Genomic DNA, 16,861 nt, shown 5'->3' with positions numbered 1-16,861 from the left:
CAAACCAGCAAATTTTAACAAGAATTTTAAATCTTTTTAGTTAGGAAGAACATTCGCAGAGTTTCAACTTTGTTCCTGGCTTCAGATTACTACTATTAAGTCCGTTCCACTTCTTAAGATTGTCAACACTAATGCCTGGATATTTTTTTGAAATCGTCCAAAGGGAATCACCACTTTGCACCGTATGTACCTTCGTGCCCGGAGGAAAAGATTGATTTTTGGATACAGACGCCGTGCTTGTTGTAGGAACAGCACTTACGCCGTTCTTTCTTGGGAAAATGGTCAATCGCTGACCAACTCTTAAATTGTTACTTCTTAGGCCGTTCCACTGTTTGATCTGACTCACCCCAACGCCATAGTGTTCGGCAATTTTTCCAAGAAAATCTCCACTTCGTACCTTGTACCGAATTCTATTTTCTGCTGCTTCCTTTACCAATTGCGGTAATTGGCTTTCTTTACTCTTAAGCTCTTTTTCAACATGTGCATATATAGCATCTTCATTGGCCACGAATTTTCCAATCGAAGCCCTGGGTAGCCTCAAAGCGTAATCCTTTCCATCTATATATGGAATTACGTTCAATTTGTAGGACGGGTTTAAAATTTGGAGTTCCTCTTTACTAACACCCACCAATTCAGAAATTTGGTCAAAGGTAATCAAGCTCTTTATGTGAATAGTATCGGTTTCAAAATAAGGCCTGTCTACTTTTCTCATTCTTAAATCATGCTCTTCTGCATATTCAAAAATATACATGGCAGCCAAAAAAGCCGGTACATAACCCGCAGTTTCACGGGGAAGGTTTCTACGAATATTCCAATAATTTCTATGGCCTCCCGATCGTCGTATGGCCTTGTTCACATTTCCAGGGCCAGAGTTATATGCCGCCAAAGCAAGGTCCCAATCGTCAAAAACATCATACAGTTTTGACAAAAATTTGCAGGCTGCCTCGGTTGATTTAATCGGATCACTACGTTCATCTACATAACTAGTTACGTCTAGGTTGTACTGCTTTCCGGTTCCGTACATGAATTGCCATAATCCCGTGGCCCCAACACGTGACCTTGCCCTTGGATTCAATGCAGATTCTACAATAGATAAATACTTCATTTCTAGCGGAATGTCGTAATTATCGAATTGCTGTTCGAACAATGGGAAATAAAATTGGCTGGCGGTAAGCATACGTTCCATCAAGCCTCTTTTACGAGTCAAAAACGATTTGATTACATTTTCCAGCGAAGGATTGTAAACAACATTGAAAGGGGTCTTTTGATTTAGTTTTTGTAGTCTTAGCTTCAATGTATCGGTGGGCAGATCATACTCATATTCCGTTTCGGTGTCCAAATCCATAACTTCATAGTACATACTGTTGGAAAGCCCTGCATAGTCGTGCAGTTCCTTCATCCACAAGCTATCGTACTTGGCGGCTTCGGCAAGATCTTGCAAATTGTATTTGCTGTTTACGGAGTCTTTGACTAGTACCAAGGGGCTATCGACCAGCGTTGTATCGGCCTGCATACGTTCCATTTGTTTGACCCCTTCCATATCCATAGCCAAAGTATCTACCGCTGCATCATTCACCGCTATTGGCTTTGATGTATTCGCAGAAACCGGAATGGTGTCACTCTCCTGTGCCGTAACAATCGATAGTACCGCAAAAAGTGAAAACAGGAATAAACAATTTTTTCTTTTTGATATCATAAACAACCTAATATAGGGGTAGCCCAACGAAAATCGTATTTTTTTCTGATAAAATAAAATTTTTGTTTCTTGGGCTTTCCCCTGATGACCTGCTGGTCTGTTTAGCGATAACGCCTTTATTAATCGATTATTGCAGCGATCCCCGGTAAGGTTTTTCCTTCAAGACTTTCTAGCATGGCACCCCCTCCGGTCGAAACATAACTAACCTTTTTTTCAAATCCGAATTGCTTGACCGCAGCAACCGAATCTCCCCCGCCCACAAGTGAAAAGGCGCCGTTTCTAGTTGCTTCATCAATAAAATTACCTACCGCTATAGTACCTTTGGCAAAGTTTTCCATTTCAAAAACACCTACGGGACCGTTCCACAGTATGGTTTTTGATTTTAGAATTACTTCTTTAAACTGCTTTAGTGTTTCGGGGCCTGCATCGAGGCCTTGCCATCCGTCGGGAATATTACCAACAGGTAATATTTTTGTTTCGGCATCGTTCGAAAAATCGTTGGCCGCTAAAACATCTACAGGAATATGAACTTCGACTCCTTTTTCTTTGGCCTGTTTTAAAATATCAAGTGCCAATTCCATCTTATCATCTTCACAAATTGAATCGCCTACTTGCCCTCCTTGTGCCTTAATAAAGGTATAAGTCATTCCCCCGCCTATAATCAAATGGTTGACTTTATCTAATATGTTTTCTATTATCGTAATCTTGGAGGACACTTTTGCCCCTCCTAAAATAGCCAATACGGGTTTTTCCCCAGTTTGCATTACTTTTTCAATTGCTTCTATTTCTTTGGCTAGTAAGTATCCAAAACACTTGTTTTCAGGAAAGAATTGAGCCACAATGGTTGTAGAGGCATGTGCCCTATGTGCGGTTCCGAAAGCGTCATTAACATAGATATTCCCCATTTGTGAAAGTTGTTCAGCAAAATTTTTGTCGCCTTTTTCCTCGCCGGCGTGAAACCGTAGATTCTCTAACAATAACACCTCTCCAGATTTCAATTCAGCAACTGCTTTCTCCACACTTTCTCCGACACAATCTTCCACAAATTTTACTTGAACCCCTATAATTTCAGAAACCTTATCAACTATATGCCGTAATGAAAAGTCTGGGTTGCTTTCCCCTTTCGGCCTTCCTAGATGACTCATTAGTATCGCACTTCCACCATCTTCAAGTACTTTTATAATGGTGGGTTTTGCGGCTTCAATACGATTGGTGTCCGTTACTTTAAAATCGTCATCAAGAGGCACATTGAAATCGACTCGAATCAATGCCTTCTTATTTTTAAAATTGATATCATCAATAGTTTTCATAGGGTCGTTTTTTAGATAAGATCAAATGTAAAGATTTATGTTGTTTAGAGGAAGAGGGTCGCGTTTTAATTTGTTTGGAGGTAGTATTTCTCTAAATATCCTATATTTGAAGCATGTTGTTCAACGATGTTTTAGGGCTCTCCCACATTAAAAATCATTTGGCTCAAAGTGCCGATATGGGGCGCATTCCTCATGCCCAGTTATTTATCGGACCTGAAGGGTGTGGAGCGCTGCCCATGGCACTTGCCTATGCCCAATACCTCATCTGCTCGAACGAGGGAGGTGAAAACCAAGGCGCTAACCAGACCTGCAATGCCAAATTCAACACTCTTTCTCACCCGGATATGCATTTTGCATTTCCGGTAGCCACCTCAGAAAAGATTAAAAAAAATCCTGTAAGCGACCACTACATGCAAGAATGGAGGCAGTTTGTAGCGGAACAACCCTATGGAAATCTTTTTGATTGGTACCAAATGATCGGTATTGAAAAAAAGCAAGGCCAAATTGGTGTCGACGAAGCTCAAGACATTGTTAAAAAGCTCTCTTTGAAGGCATATGAAGGGGGTTATAAGGTGATGCTTGTGTGGATGGCCGAAAAAATGCACCCCTCCTCGGCCAATAAACTACTTAAACTTATTGAGGAGCCCCCGGAAAAGACCGTTTTTCTTCTGATTGCAGAGGATGAAGAACAAATTCTGCAAACCATCCGTTCACGTTGCCAACTATTACATTTCCCCCCCTTGGCGGAAGAGGCCATGGCAAACGCGTTGGTTGAGAAAGGTGCCACAAGGGAGGAAGCCCTTCGTCTTGCTCATGAGGCCAATGGCAATTTCAACAAGGCCTTGGATTTGATGAACCAAGATTCAGAAGATCTTGTCTTCGAAAAATGGTTCGTTCAGTGGGTACGAAGTGCCTTTAAAGCAAAGGGCAACAAGGCCGCCATTCACGACCTTATTCTGTGGAGTGAAGAAGTTGCAAAAACGGGGCGTGAAACCCAAAAGAAATTTTTACATTACTGTTTGGTTCTGATGCGCCAAGCTATGCTCATTAACTTTAAAGCTTCCAACCTGGCGTATATGCAAATACATGTAGACGGTTTTCAGTTGGAAAAATTTGCCCCTTTTGTTCACGAGAATAATATCGTAAACATTGTGCAAGAGCTTGAAGATGCTATATATCATATTGAACGCAACGGAAATTCAAAAATAATTTTGACCGATCTCTCGATCAAGCTAACCCGATTGTTGCATAAAAAGGCAGCATAGATTGTTTTTTTGAGATTAGTTGGCTTAGAAATAACTTTTTAAATTATTTCGGTCATCACCTATAACCCATAGTACCAACCCAAAAATTAAATAGTATGGAACACTTACTAAGCAGGGCTACCGAAATCCTTTTACTCCTATTTTTAATAATAACCTTTTTGCAGAGTGGAATTGATAAAACATTTGATTGGAATGGCAATCTATCTTGGCTAAAGGAGCATTTTAAAGGTTCGCCGTTGGAAAGCTTCGTACCCTTATTGCTGGGTACCGTACTTATAACCGAAGTGGTTGCCGGTATTTTATGTGCGGTTGGCCTCTATCAAATTGTGATTATGGGGAAAAGCTCAATAGCACTATACGGAGCCACTTTATCGTGCCTAGCCTTATTGATGCTTTTGTTTGGCCAACGAATGGTAAAAGATTATGAAGGAGCAAAAACTATAGCGGTTTACTTTATCCCTGCCATATTTTTGGTCTATATTCTACAATGATGAACTAAAAAGCCCCGACTCTTAAAGAATCGGGGCCTAAATACATACAAACTAAAAGGCTGTTTATTTTTTATACTTTTCGTTAAGTATCTTGACAATTTCATCGGTAAGGTCATTTGCATCTGTACCATAAAGTACACTGCCGCCCTGTCCTCCTCCAAGAATGTAGGTATAACCATTGGCTTTACCATATGCTGATATCTCGCTTTTTACCTTGCTAACAATGCTATCCATCTGAATCTGACCTTCAGATTGTAGCTGCTGGTCTTCTTGCTGCAATTGTTGGCCGATAAGTTGCCCGCGTTGTTGCATTTGACCATATTCTTCCTGAGCTTTTTGCTGGGCCATTTTCTGAGCTTTTGCTTGAAACGCTTGAGCCTCCATTTGAAATGCCTGCGAAATACTGTCTCTCTTTTTCGCCAATGCATCGGCTTTGACCTTAAACTTGGCCTCTACATCAATTTTTTCTTGATAATCATCCATCAGTTTTACATTGTCTACATAACCGATTTTACTTTGTTCACAAGAAAGTATCCCCAAGACCAATAGGGTCAAAAATAATTTTTTCATGTTTTTTTGTTTTTTAATTCTCTAATTAGGAAAATCTGTTTTTTTTGTGGCGCAAAAATAGGAAAGCTTTTTGGAATTGATACTAAGGGAATCGTTTTAATAAAAAGGTGGTTCACAACACGAATTATTCAGAAACCAATAATAATAAACATTTATTATAGTAAAACAAAATGTTGATTGATATGTCCTATTAACAAGAGGCGTATATGCGCTCGTTTAATGAATAATTTGGTTTTTTAATACCCATTGTTACGCCAAAGCCCTTAGAGTCTTTTAAAACGGCTTAAAATAAGAAATTATGCTTTTTTCAGCACATAAATCAGTGATGAATACTCTTTGGTGCTCCAAGCATTAATGTTCGAGCGCAAACCAACTTGAAAGGCTCTTAAATAATTTGTCTTCCCAGTTTTATATTTTTCGGACAAGAGCGAAACATAGAATGAATCAAAAACCATGGGGCGCGTTTCGACCACCTCCATTCCATGTTTATGAAATAGTTTTTTTATTGCGTTTCTAGAGAAGTGCCAAAGATGTCTAGGCACATCGTAGGCCGCCCAATATTCTTGGTAATATTTAGCATCATAAGAATTAAAATTAGGCACGGCTACGACCAAAACACCTCTTTCTTCCAAAAGTGATATCATTTTCAAGATTTGGTTCTCGAGGTCCGATAAATGTTCCAATACATGCCATAAAGTAATCACTTTATATTTTCTATGCATGACAGATTCTATATCAGAAGATAAAACAACAGATTTTTGAAATGCCCTTTTTCTAGCCTCTGAGTTAGGCTCTACTCCTGAAATCGTCCAACCCTTCTGGGCCGCAGCAAATAAAAAATCCCCGGTGCCAGCGCCAATATCCAAAATAGATTTATCATCTTGAACATAACGATCGACCAATTTTACCTTTTGGAACAAAGTCACCCTTTTAACAAATTGGTAGGTTTTTTCAAGCAGTGATTTCCTCGAATCGGAATGGGAAATATAATTTTCGCTCTCATAATACCGTTCAATATCCTTTGGTTGAGGTTTAGTCATTAACATTTCCAACTCTGGATGCTGTACGAGTTCAAAATCTTCTTTACTTACGGAATAGTCTTTAGTTTTTAAATATGACTTCATTGTAATTATGGGTAGCGAGATACTCATTTTTAAGTTCCGAAAGATACTTTAAAACTGCCGCTCTCGAAAATGAATTTGTATTCAAACAATCTTTTTCGGAATCTGAATAAACCTCAATAGCAATATACCAGTTCTGCCTCCTTAACACATCTTGACCACTAAAATATTCTTCATCACCTTCACTATTGGCAAGTTTGTTCGCAAGGGCATTCGTTAATCCTGGAACTAGATTTAAGGTTTTATCGGAAATTTCAATTTCATAAAACGCAAAAAAATATTGATTACCTTTAATTAGAAACGGCACATCGTCGTAAACATTTTCGTCATTAAGTTGAAACTTAGTGTTCACGTAATTATAAAAGTGATTTGATGGTTTGGGGTCACCGAAGACAAACATCTTGCGCCTTGACAAATTTCTTTTAAACTTTTTACCCTTCACCACCTTGTAATCTCTTATGGTCGGTGCGATGCGAACAGGAATACAAGAATAAAAAGACTGTAGTAAAAAAAACAGGCCAATTACAGAAAGAAAGTAACGCATTCGAAAGTTGGTTTGATACTTAAAAAAGAGCAATATCAAAAATCACACCAATTTTACACTCCTCTCAAAAGAAAAACGCTACAAAGAAATGTCTTGAATAATTACCAGACAGTCATTTGCATGGTCACCTCTTCCTTTTTCTATAAAAAGAAACAATAAATCGAGATGATGCTTTTAAGAAAAGTCTTCTAAAGAGATTCAAAAACGAATGTGTTCCACGTGGAACACATTAAGTCACCTACCCAGGAAGACCAATAAAACACTAATATCGGAAGGGTTGACACCACTTACCCTTGCAGCCTGAGCAATAGTAACAGGCCGTATTGCAGCCAACTTCTCCCTGGCCTCAAACGACAAGGATTTGAGCTTGGAGTAGTCAAAGTTATCTGGAATCTTAACGTTTTCCAGGCGTTGTAATTTGTCAGCATTATTCTTTTCCTTTTCGATATAACCAGCATACTTGACTTGAATCTCCGCCTGTTCCAACACCTCCCGCCCAAGACTATTTTCTTCTACATAATTCATAACGGATTCCAACTGAAGCATATCATTCATCGAGACTTTTGGTCTTGAAAACACCTTAAACATTTTATCAGATTGCTTCACCAATGAAGAATTTAAACCTTCGAGAATTGGATTGATATCTTCCGGCAAAACACTCGTCTTTTTAAAAAAACTAACAAAAGCATTGGACTTTCGCTCCTTCTCTTCCATTCTTCGAAGCCGATTTTCTTTAGCCAAGCCTAATTCAAAACTCTTTGGCGTTAATCGCAAATCCGCATTGTCTTGACGAAGCAGTGTTCGATACTCTGCCCTAGAAGTAAACATCCGATAAGGCTCCTCGGTTCCTTTGGTAATGAGATCATCAATCAAAACACCAATATATGCCTCGTCCCTTTGCAAGATAAACGGGTCTAAACCGTATATCTTTTGATGAGCATTTATGCCAGCCATCAATCCTTGTGACGCAGCCTCTTCATACCCTGTAGTCCCATTAATTTGACCAGCAAAATATAAGTTATCGACCAATTTAGTTTCCAGAGTATGTTTCAATTGTGTTGGCGGAAAATAGTCATATTCTATCGCGTAGCCAGGTCTAAAAAATTTCACATTCTCAAATCCCTTTACAGAACGAAGGGCTTTAAACTGGATATCCTCGGGCAAAGAAGTGGAAAACCCATTGACATATACCTCCACAGTATTCCACCCCTCAGGTTCAACAAAAAGCTGGTGACTATCTTTATCGGCGAAGCGATTAATTTTATCCTCAATTGAAGGGCAGTATCTAGGACCAATACTCTTTATTCTTCCGTTAAACATAGGCGAACGGTCAAACCCCTCACGTAGTAAATCGTGCACCAATCTACTCGTGTGGGTCATATGACATTCACGCTGGGCCTTTAAAACCGGTGTGTCTAAATAAGAAAATTTCTCAGGGATCTCATCACCGGGCTGAGGAATCATTACAGCATAATTCAGCGAACGTCCATCGACCCTAGGAGGTGTTCCTGTCTTCATTCTACCACTTTCAAAGCCAAGATCCACCAATTGTTCCGTAATACCTGTAGACGCCTTTTCTCCAGCACGGCCGCCCCCAAGTTGCCGATCCCCAATATGGATAAGTCCATTTAAAAAGGTTCCGTTTGTCAAAACAACGGCCTTAGATTTAATTTCGATACCCAAAGAAGTTTTAACACCAATGACACGACCATCCCGAACAAGGAGTCCATTAACCATTTCTTGGTAAAAATCAACTTTGGGAGTACCCTCTAATGCTAAACGCCATTCTTCAGCAAACCTCATACGATCATTTTGGGCGCGCGGACTCCACATCGCAGGACCCTTGGATTTATTCAACATCTTGAACTGAATTGCAGATTTGTCAGTAACAATTCCACTATATCCACCAAGCGCATCAATTTCCCTTACTATTTGTCCCTTTGCTATTCCTCCCATGGCAGGATTGCAAGACATCTGTCCGATATTCTGCAAATTCATGGTAACCAATAAAGTTTTGGAGCCCATATTGGCAGCCGCAGCCGCAGCTTCAGCACCCGCATGTCCACCCCCTACCACTATTATATCATATTCCTCTGCGAACATATTCAGTATATTTTATTGATCATCATTCAATTTTGTTATAAAGAGGTGGGCCGTGCGAAATCAAACAGGCCAAAAAAACCTGCAACGTCTCTCATAAACGTTTATTGTTCCACGTGGAACAATTTCATTTTTTCCTCTTCTTTCAACCGCATCATCCTGCTTTCCTCCTCAGACTTATCACCAAATCCCAAAAGGTGAAGTATGCCGTGAGCCATCACACGCAGTATTTCGTCGCTAAACGAAACACCAAAAGCACCTGCATTATCTCTCACTCTATCAACAGAAATAAAAACATCCCCAGAAATCGTTTTCCCTTCTGAATAGTCAAAAGTTATAATATCGGTAAAGTCGCTGTGTAACAAGTACTGTTGATTAATTTTCAACAGATAATCATCGGAACAAAAAATATAATTCAAATGGCCCAGAATGGCCTGTTCCGATTGCAATAACCTACTTATCCAATCGGAAAAGTTGGTTTCCGATTCCAATTTGAACTCCGTTTCATAATGATACTCAATCATTGTTCCTGAAATATTCTTTGACTCTATCCTGAAAATTCGGCCGCAAAGGTAATGCCTCTCGATTTAAAATCTCTATTTCTTTTCGATAATTCTTTAAGAACTCCGGCCTAACCAATATCGGGTTCTGATACTCCTTAAGGTTTGAATTGCTTTCCCGTTCATTCTTTTTACCCTGCTTCATTGCAGCATTTTCCAATTTTAAAAGTTCATACTCTATCGTATTCATCTTTTCTAAACCCGACTGTGTTACACCATTTTCAAGTAAATCATTCTGAAAATCCTCCATTTGACGCACCAATTTTTCCCCTAACTTTCTGTCTGAACTTTCAATCATATCATTCAATTGCAGCTCCAGCTTATCCCGTAGCATCTGCTGCTGTTTATAAATCTCATACATTTCCTTCAACTCGTTCTCACCGGGTCCTGTTAAACCTCCTTCCTGACTTCCAGAAGCCCCTTTACCTTCTTGACCTAACTTTCCAGCCCCTTCTCCATTTCCTTCCTTACCCCTGTCCCCTTCTCCGCCATCTCCTTTTTTTCCTTCCTTTTTTCCATTTCCATTTGAACCCTCACCTTCCCCGTGTTTGGGCTTACCTTTTCCAGATTGCCTCATTCCCTCCATCTTCTCTTTCAACTCACCCTGTTTCTTTATAATATCAGCTAATTGAAAATCTTGACTCTGACCCTTTCCCTGTCCCATCTTCATACTTTGCTGCATATTATCAAGCATTCTAGCTAAAAAATCAGCCAAAATATTAGACGCATTCAGCACATATTTTTGATGAGAAGCACCTCGATCAATTTGTCCATCAGCTATACGTTCCAAAGATCTATCAATATTAAAATAGACCTCCGTGATTTGTTCATTGACCAATTCTGAAAGCTCAGCCTGCCTCAGAGAAAGTGCAAAAAGACTATCATCAACGTGTTCAAATAAACGTCTTAACTCTTGCTGCTTCCGAACCGTGGTCGAAAAATGTGAAATGTCTACGTCGACATCATTCATATTATCATAAAGATTCTCCTGCCTAAAGGAAAAAATAATCAAGTTATCTAGAACTTGTCGCAACATTTCTGCATCCTCTGCCACTGAAGAGCCAGAACTACCGGCAGCGGAATTCTGCTTTAAATCCTCAGCCATCTCTTTCATCTTTTCCGCAGCGGATTTCTGCTTCTGCTTCGCCTTGTCTCCACTTTTTTCCTGCTCTTTATTATCTGATGCATTCTCTATGCCTTGGTGCTTATTAATTTCCTCAAGTGCTTCTTGCTGATCATCCTTTATAGACTGCTCCTTAAGTAAGTCTCCCTTAAAATCCATGGGTTTCTTTAAAACTTCATTGTCCCTTTCCAACTCCCGCATTTGGTCTGAAAACTCTTTGAAATCTACATTCAGCTTCTTTTGCTCTTTCTCCGAAAAATCTTTGCCAATTTTCAATTCAGACAAAATCTCTTGGCGTTCTGCCATCTTTGCGAGGTCTTTAGCCAACTGTGCCGCCTTTTCACTAACATAATAACGCTTCGTCAACTCTAATAACTGTTCAAGCCCGCGTTCACTATTACGTTGCTTTTTACCAAGTTCTTCTAAACGTTTGGCCAACTCTTCCTTATCAATCTTGGTTGCTATTTTTTGAAGCTCCTCTAACAGTTTCTGATTTTTTCGTGCCTCGATTTCCTGACGCTCCAAACGTTCTTGCAATAATCTATTATCCCTATTGCTAGTTTCAACCCTATTCAGATTTTCCTTTAATTGTTTGCTGAACTTCTCCATCATGCCTTCTTGTTGCCGCTGTTTTTTAAGAAAATTTTTAATCTGGCTCTGGTCATTAAAGTTGAGTTGGCTTTTCTCTTTCTGTGATTTATTAATTTCTTTTAAAACCTGTTCCTGTTCCTTGAATTTTTCTAAAGATTCATCCATACCACCGATGATGGTCCCCTGCATATCAAGCTCTCTATTCCTCAATTGGTCATCACTCAACAAAGTCAATGAAAAAACCTTACTTTTGGATGTTTTACCACCCCTAATACCATCATTATCAGTGGCTTGAAAATAAAAACTATAATCAGTATCCGTCTTCAAATTCAACCCTGAAGGAAAGGTGTAGTAAAACTTATTGAAATTAGAAGCAGTTTCTACTAGGCTTAAAATCTGTTGTCTTTCCGGATCTTCCGTAGGGAAATAAACTAACTTTATACTGCTTAATTCATAATCATCAGAGGCTTCACCTAAATAATACGAAATGTTAGGGTTTAAAGAATCACGCACTTGATCCACCTTAATCTTAGGATATGCGTCTTTGATTACTTCAAACCGAAACTCCAACCTTTCATAATTCTTGATGTTTCGATTGGAGGTTAATAGTTCATATTGAAAATCAGTATAAATACTTTTTGACAGCACAAACAACGAATCTTTGGGTACAAAGGTGAAAGTGGTATCCCGGGAAACCAAATTTATTGTTCCCGTATTTTGTCCTCTAATTTTCCAAGAAACCTCTGTTCCCTCAGGAAAATTAGCATTCCCCGTACCTTTTAAAACTTCTGAAGGTCTATTTGTATAATTGGGAAAATTCAGTTCCATTATAAAATCTTGAATAACAGGTGTTTTCAACACCTTTAATTCGTATTCTTTCGACACTACATCATTGGCACTAAAACTAAATTTAAAACTCTTTAACGGGGGTTTGACAGTGTGTGAAAAAACACCATTGGATTCTTGTAACAAAGACAACTTACCATTAATATTAATATATACAGAGGCCGGTCGAACAGTCCCTTCAGTGTCAACCAAAATCGTATATGATTTGTCATCAAGAACACTTAAATCACTTGATAGCAATGTAAATGTAAACGGAGCCGGCTGTTCATAGGCCAAATCATAGTGTACCATACGATCAAAAGAGTGGAAAAAAGAAACGAGATCGCCAGATATCCAAATCAACCCAAATACCAAACCAGGCCCCAATAAATACTTCAAATATTTAATGTTTTCTCTTAAATCTACAGCCCTAGCAAAAGGTACTGCGCTTAAGTTTTTAGATCGCTGTTCAATGCTTGCCAACAAAAGTTCAGAGCGACTTTCATCTTCAGCCAAATCCAATAAATTATACAACTTGTCCCCGACCTCGGGAAAATGCTTTCCAATAAGTAAAGATGCCTCTTTATTCGTAATTCCCCGTTTCAGCTTAAAAAGATAAAACAAGGGTACGGCAATAAAATTGAACAACAGAAAACCCTCCACCCCAATAAAAAACAAGAATAAAAACAAACGGCCTGTGGAATTAAGCCATAAAAAATATTCCAGTCCAAGGACTATTAAAAGACACAAAATACCAAAAGCAAAGAACAACAAAGTTCCCTTTATAAGCATTTTGGTATAATGCTTCTTCGTAAAATTGTTCAGTTTACCCAGTATATTATTATAACTGTTCAATACAATTACCCTTTATGGCATTAACCAATTAATATTCAAAATTCATAAATTAAAACGCACACAGTACCAATATAGTTGTTGTGTCAGATTTAAGTAACAAAAAATTGTTAAAAAGCCTAGTTTCCATGATTCCTAAAAAGAGACAAGCGTTATCTTTGCCTATAAACGTCAATTATGTCACAAAAAGTACGTGTTCGATTTGCCCCTAGCCCGACAGGACCGCTTCATATAGGTGGGGTTCGAACAGCACTCTTCAACTATCTCTTTGCCAAAAAAAACGGGGGCGATTTCATCCTCAGAATTGAAGATACCGATCAGAACCGCTATGTGTCCGGTGCAGAAGAATATATTATCGAAGCCCTAAATTGGTGTGGTATCCCCTTTGATGAAGGTCCGGGTAAAGATAAAAGCTTTGGTCCTTATCGTCAGAGTGAACGAAAACATTTGTACAAAAAATATGCCGAGCAACTCATACAAAAGGGAAAAGCCTACTATGCCTTTGATACCAGTGAAAACTTGGATTTTCACCGAAAAGACCATGAAGCAAAAGGCAAAACCTTTATTTATAACTGGCACAATCGCTTAAAGTTGGACAATTCCTTGTCTTTAATGCCCGAGGAAGTTGAAAAGCGCATCGATTCTGGTGAAGACTTTGTAATTCGCTTTTTGACCCCTCCTGATGAAAAATTGCACTTAAGTGATATCATCCGTGGTAACATGGAGATTGACACCAATATTTTGGATGATAAAGTACTTTTTAAAAGCGACGGCATGCCCACCTACCATCTCGCTAATATTGTAGATGATCATTTAATGCAAATTACACATGTAATTCGGGGGGAAGAATGGTTGCCTTCATTAGCGCTACATCAACAACTCTATGATGCTTTCGAATGGAGAGCGCCAGTATTTGCGCACTTGCCTTTAATAATGAAGCCTGTGGGAAAAGGAAAGCTCAGCAAAAGAGATGGTGATAAATTAGGGTTTCCGGTCTTTCCCCTATCCTGGAACGATTCCAAAGGGTATCGTGAAACTGGCTATTTTCCAGAAGCCGTTGTCAATTTTCTGGCACTACTCGGCTGGAACCCAGGTACCGAACAAGAACTGTTTAGTTTAAACCAATTGGTACAGTCATTCAGTCTAGAGCGGGTAAATAAATCAGGGGCTCGTTTCGACCCAGAAAAAACTAAGTGGTACAATCAGCACTATTTACAAGAGAAAAGTAACTCGGAACTAGCTCAGCTTTTTAAGGCCACTTTAACTCAAAAGGGAATTCTCAATGAAAGTCACAATAACGATTTTATTGAAAACATAGTCTCGCTTATTAAGGAGCGGGCAACTTTTGTCTCCGATTTCTGGCACCTTTCCGACTACTTTTTTCAAGCACCGAAATCTTACAACGAAAAAGCCGTCAAAAAACAGTGGAAAGAAGACACTCGGTCAATCATGAAACAATCCGCATTAATTTTGAAAGGCATAGACGATTTTAGTTCCGAGAACGTTGAAACCGTTGTCAAAGCTTGGATTGCCGAGCAAGAACTTTCCTTTGGAAAAGTAATGCCCCCTTTGCGGTTGGTTATCGTTGGTGATATGAAAGGGCCGCATTTGTTTGATATAATGGCATTGATCGGTAAAAAAGAAAGCATAACCCGAATTCAAAATGCCCTCACCTTGCTAGCTTAAGAAGGCTACGCTAATTTTCTATCACTTTTATTTGGGCCTATCGGTACTCAATATGGAAGGTCTGTAAAATGGCATCGGATTATACCCCTATTTATATCCATAGGCCTAGCTTTTTTCTTATCATTTATCTGTCTTGGGTTGTAACAAACTTTGCGAAAAAGCTACAGATATGGTAAAGTCTTACTATATTCATTTTAATAAATATAAAACACTATCACCATGGGTAATTTTTTTTTAATACCAATCATTTTTCTGGGAGCCATTGTTCTATTTTCTTCCTTCTTTATTGTAAAACAACAGACGGCAGTCATAGTCGAACGCTTCGGAAGGTTTCACAGTATACGACAATCGGGATTACAGATGAAAATCCCTTTGATAGATCGCATTGCAGCGCGACTAGGCCTAAAAATTCAACAGCTCGACGTTATTGTAGAAACAAAGACCTTGGATGATGTATTTGTTAAATTGAAGGTCTCCGTTCAATATGTCGTCATAAAAGAAAAAGTCTACGAGGCATTTTACAAGTTGGAATATCCACATGATCAGATAACCTCCTATGTATTCGATGTTGTTCGTGCAGAAGTACCTAAAATGAAATTAGACGACGTTTTTGTCAAAAAGGATGATATTGCCATAGCCGTTAAATCTGAGCTGCAGGACGCAATGCTAGACTACGGATATGACATAATAAAAACCTTGGTTACCGATATCGACCCTGATGCCCAGGTAAAAGAAGCCATGAACCGGATTAATGCTTCGGAACGGGAAAAAATCGCCGCCCAGTTCGAAGGAGATGCCGCCCGTATTCTGATTGTAGAAAAAGCCAAGGCAGAAGCTGAAAGTAAGCGCTTACAAGGGCAAGGTATTGCCGACCAACGTCGTGAAATCGCAAGAGGATTGGAAGAATCGGTTGAAGTTCTTAATAAAGTAGGAATCAATTCACAAGAAGCTTCGGCATTGATTGTGGTAACTCAACACTATGATACTTTGCAATCAATAGGCGAAGAAACGAACACCAATTTGATTCTTTTGCCCAACTCCCCTCAAGCTGGAAGCGATATGTTGAACAATATGGTAGCGTCTTTCACCGCAAGCAATATGATTGGCGAGCAAATGAAAAAACAAAGCCCTAAAAAGTAGTATATAAAAATGGCCGGTGTCTTCAGAAATACCGGTCATTTTGTAAATTATACAAGATTATACAAGATCCGAATCAAACGCTATTTGAATTTCTTCAGTAGCTTTCCTGCCACGAAAGAAATCACTAGTTTTTGAACTATTCCCCCAAATCCACCCATAAGGCTTGTTGGGTACAAGCTGTTCTTCGTTGTTCTAAAATTTAGTTTCAGCGTTTCTTTATCAACTTCTTGCTGTAGCGCCAGAATTCTTAAGTCACTATCAATCTCTTTGAACGACGTATATTTTTTGTGCTTCATATATCATCAAAATAAAATTCGGAAAATTTCTTAAGCAGTGGTTTGTTCAATTTGTGACGCGTAAAATAAAGAATTATACCTGTCAGCAGATAAAATAACCCAACACACAAAAATCCATAAAACGTATTGTTCAAAGCCTGACCTATACCATAAGATGCTGCAAAAGAAAGAAAGAGCAAAGCCAATAATGCCACAACACCAACCAAAAGGATTTTTGAAAAAGAGGTGATACCCCTCATCAAAAATTTAAACCCCTTCAGCTTATAATATTCTTGGCTACTATCAATATACGATCTAATGCTGGCCTCAGCCTCGCTTAAACTCTCTTTAACTTCATCAAAAGCCATATGCTACTTTTGAAGTTGTGCGTTCTTCTTTCTTAAATCCTCCAACTTTTTTTCCAAAGTAAGAATAATATCGTCAGCCTTATAACTCATGTTGGAAATAGTATCTTCCAACTTTCGCTCGAAATCCTCTTTTTTGGCATCAGCCGTCCTTGTCAGCTCCTCTGTGGCATGTGAAACCCGTGTGGCGATTTCATCTTTTGCCTGAATAGCCTTTTTCTTTATATTCTTTCTCGTTTTGATTCCCTTTTCCGGGGCATACAAAATTCCTACTCCGGCCCCAATTGCCGCTCCTGTTAAAAGGGCCAACAAAACATTTCCACTATCATTTGACATAATCGCTTATT

At 39.0% G+C, this 16,861-nt stretch carries 15 protein-coding genes; 4 read left to right on the top strand and 11 right to left on the bottom strand.

All coding sequences use genetic code 11. The features are described 5' to 3' along the window. Nucleotides 1-40 precede the first annotated feature (40 nt). The gene (locus AACZ88_RS12850) at nucleotides 41-1,696 is read right to left on the bottom strand and encodes a LysM peptidoglycan-binding domain-containing protein (RefSeq protein WP_339710905.1); all 1,656 of its coding nucleotides are present in this window, start codon (nucleotides 1,694-1,696) and stop codon (nucleotides 41-43) included. A gap of 119 nt (nucleotides 1,697-1,815) precedes the next feature. Then, a complete protein-coding gene (locus tag AACZ88_RS12845; RefSeq protein ID WP_339710902.1) occupies nucleotides 1,816-3,006 on the bottom strand; it encodes a phosphoglycerate kinase in 1,191 nt (396 codons plus the stop codon). A 113-nt stretch (nucleotides 3,007-3,119) separates the two neighbouring features. On the opposite strand from AACZ88_RS12845, the gene holB reads away from it, so the two are divergent. Together holB and AACZ88_RS12835 are read left to right on the top strand one after the other, a co-directional pair. Further along, nucleotides 3,120-4,271: a DNA polymerase III subunit delta' gene (holB, locus tag AACZ88_RS12840; RefSeq protein WP_339710899.1), complete on the top strand. Its 1,152-nt coding sequence runs from the start codon at nucleotides 3,120-3,122 to the stop codon at nucleotides 4,269-4,271. 95 nt (nucleotides 4,272-4,366) lie between these two features. Further along, nucleotides 4,367-4,762 carry a DoxX family protein gene (locus AACZ88_RS12835; protein ID WP_339710897.1) on the top strand — a complete coding sequence of 132 codons (396 nt, stop codon included), beginning with the start codon at nucleotides 4,367-4,369 and terminating at the stop codon, nucleotides 4,760-4,762. Nucleotides 4,763-4,825: 63 nt separating this feature from the next. Here AACZ88_RS12835 and AACZ88_RS12830 read toward each other — a convergent pair whose 3' ends face one another. The 6 genes from AACZ88_RS12830 to AACZ88_RS12805 all read right to left on the bottom strand — a co-directional run bounded on the left by AACZ88_RS12830 (nucleotide 4,826) and on the right by AACZ88_RS12805 (nucleotide 13,051). Further along, nucleotides 4,826-5,332 (bottom strand): OmpH family outer membrane protein, encoded by a 507-nt coding sequence (locus AACZ88_RS12830; protein ID WP_339710894.1) that lies wholly within the window; start codon nucleotides 5,330-5,332, stop codon nucleotides 4,826-4,828. Between the two features lie 296 nt (nucleotides 5,333-5,628). Further along, complete coding sequence (locus tag AACZ88_RS12825) at nucleotides 5,629-6,456, bottom strand: class I SAM-dependent methyltransferase (RefSeq protein WP_339710891.1); 828 nt, start codon at nucleotides 6,454-6,456, stop codon at nucleotides 5,629-5,631. After that, entirely contained in the window at nucleotides 6,434-6,997 is a 564-nt protein-coding gene (locus AACZ88_RS12820; RefSeq protein ID WP_339710888.1) for a hypothetical protein, read from the bottom strand. Before AACZ88_RS12820 ends, AACZ88_RS12825 begins: the two co-directional genes overlap by 23 nt. Before the next feature lie 234 nt (nucleotides 6,998-7,231). Further along, the gene (gene mnmG, locus AACZ88_RS12815) at nucleotides 7,232-9,100 is read right to left on the bottom strand and encodes a tRNA uridine-5-carboxymethylaminomethyl(34) synthesis enzyme MnmG (RefSeq protein WP_339710886.1); all 1,869 of its coding nucleotides are present in this window, start codon (nucleotides 9,098-9,100) and stop codon (nucleotides 7,232-7,234) included. Between the two features lie 101 nt (nucleotides 9,101-9,201). Further along, nucleotides 9,202-9,621, bottom strand: a complete 420-nt coding sequence (ybeY, locus tag AACZ88_RS12810; protein ID WP_339710879.1) for an rRNA maturation RNase YbeY — start codon at nucleotides 9,619-9,621, stop codon at nucleotides 9,202-9,204. Further along, nucleotides 9,614-13,051 carry a hypothetical protein gene (locus tag AACZ88_RS12805; RefSeq protein WP_339710876.1) on the bottom strand — a complete coding sequence of 1,146 codons (3,438 nt, stop codon included), beginning with the start codon at nucleotides 13,049-13,051 and terminating at the stop codon, nucleotides 9,614-9,616. The genes ybeY and AACZ88_RS12805 overlap by 8 nt, the downstream gene beginning before the upstream one ends. Nucleotides 13,052-13,225: 174 nt before the next feature. Between AACZ88_RS12805 and gltX the strand changes: the two genes are divergently transcribed. Then, nucleotides 13,226-14,734, top strand: a complete 1,509-nt coding sequence (gene gltX / locus AACZ88_RS12800) for a glutamate--tRNA ligase (RefSeq protein ID WP_339710873.1) — start codon at nucleotides 13,226-13,228, stop codon at nucleotides 14,732-14,734. A 219-nt stretch (nucleotides 14,735-14,953) separates the two neighbouring features. Continuing rightward, nucleotides 14,954-15,874: an SPFH domain-containing protein gene (locus AACZ88_RS12795; protein ID WP_339710869.1), complete on the top strand. Its 921-nt coding sequence runs from the start codon at nucleotides 14,954-14,956 to the stop codon at nucleotides 15,872-15,874. An 80-nt stretch (nucleotides 15,875-15,954) separates the two neighbouring features. Here AACZ88_RS12795 and AACZ88_RS12790 read toward each other — a convergent pair whose 3' ends face one another. The 3 genes from AACZ88_RS12790 to AACZ88_RS12780 are packed head-to-tail and all read right to left on the bottom strand — an operon-like array spanning nucleotide 15,955 to nucleotide 16,850. Continuing rightward, nucleotides 15,955-16,170 (bottom strand): DUF6327 family protein, encoded by a 216-nt coding sequence (locus AACZ88_RS12790; RefSeq protein ID WP_339710866.1) that lies wholly within the window; start codon nucleotides 16,168-16,170, stop codon nucleotides 15,955-15,957. Next, nucleotides 16,167-16,517 carry a hypothetical protein gene (locus AACZ88_RS12785; protein ID WP_339710863.1) on the bottom strand — a complete coding sequence of 117 codons (351 nt, stop codon included), beginning with the start codon at nucleotides 16,515-16,517 and terminating at the stop codon, nucleotides 16,167-16,169. The genes AACZ88_RS12790 and AACZ88_RS12785 overlap by 4 nt, the downstream gene beginning before the upstream one ends. Nucleotides 16,518-16,520: 3 nt before the next feature. Further along, nucleotides 16,521-16,850, bottom strand: coding sequence for a YtxH domain-containing protein (locus tag AACZ88_RS12780; protein WP_339710861.1), 330 nt, complete (start codon nucleotides 16,848-16,850; stop codon nucleotides 16,521-16,523). Nucleotides 16,851-16,861: the final 11 nt, after the last annotated feature.

This window comes from uncultured Kriegella sp. (assembly GCF_963975415.1).
Taxonomy (GTDB): Bacteria; Bacteroidota; Bacteroidia; order Flavobacteriales; family Flavobacteriaceae; genus Kriegella.
The sequence above is the reverse complement of the archived record's forward strand: the minus strand, read 5'-3'. Positions and strand labels throughout refer to the sequence as shown.

Excerpts from the sequence above, each read along its gene's own strand:
- AACZ88_RS12830 (WP_339710894.1), bottom strand. The coding sequence starts at position 5,332 with ATGAAAAAATTATTTTTGACCCTATTGGTCTTGGGGATACTTTCTTGT.
- AACZ88_RS12780 (WP_339710861.1), bottom strand. The coding sequence starts at position 16,850 with ATGTCAAATGATAGTGGAAATGTTTTGTTGGCCCTTTTAACAGGAGCG.
- AACZ88_RS12835 (WP_339710897.1), top strand. The coding sequence starts at position 4,367 with ATGGAACACTTACTAAGCAGGGCTACCGAAATCCTTTTACTCCTATTT.
- AACZ88_RS12790 (WP_339710866.1), bottom strand. The coding sequence starts at position 16,170 with ATGAAGCACAAAAAATATACGTCGTTCAAAGAGATTGATAGTGACTTA.
- mnmG (WP_339710886.1), bottom strand. The coding sequence starts at position 9,100 with ATGTTCGCAGAGGAATATGATATAATAGTGGTAGGGGGTGGACATGCG.
- gltX (WP_339710873.1), top strand. The coding sequence starts at position 13,226 with ATGTCACAAAAAGTACGTGTTCGATTTGCCCCTAGCCCGACAGGACCG.
- ybeY (WP_339710879.1), bottom strand. The coding sequence starts at position 9,621 with ATGATTGAGTATCATTATGAAACGGAGTTCAAATTGGAATCGGAAACC.
- AACZ88_RS12820 (WP_339710888.1), bottom strand. The coding sequence starts at position 6,997 with ATGCGTTACTTTCTTTCTGTAATTGGCCTGTTTTTTTTACTACAGTCT.
- AACZ88_RS12845 (WP_339710902.1), bottom strand. The coding sequence starts at position 3,006 with ATGAAAACTATTGATGATATCAATTTTAAAAATAAGAAGGCATTGATT.
- AACZ88_RS12785 (WP_339710863.1), bottom strand. The coding sequence starts at position 16,517 with ATGGCTTTTGATGAAGTTAAAGAGAGTTTAAGCGAGGCTGAGGCCAGC.
- AACZ88_RS12825 (WP_339710891.1), bottom strand. The coding sequence starts at position 6,456 with ATGAAGTCATATTTAAAAACTAAAGACTATTCCGTAAGTAAAGAAGAT.
- holB (WP_339710899.1), top strand. The coding sequence starts at position 3,120 with ATGTTGTTCAACGATGTTTTAGGGCTCTCCCACATTAAAAATCATTTG.
- AACZ88_RS12850 (WP_339710905.1), bottom strand. The coding sequence starts at position 1,696 with ATGATATCAAAAAGAAAAAATTGTTTATTCCTGTTTTCACTTTTTGCG.
- AACZ88_RS12795 (WP_339710869.1), top strand. The coding sequence starts at position 14,954 with ATGGGTAATTTTTTTTTAATACCAATCATTTTTCTGGGAGCCATTGTT.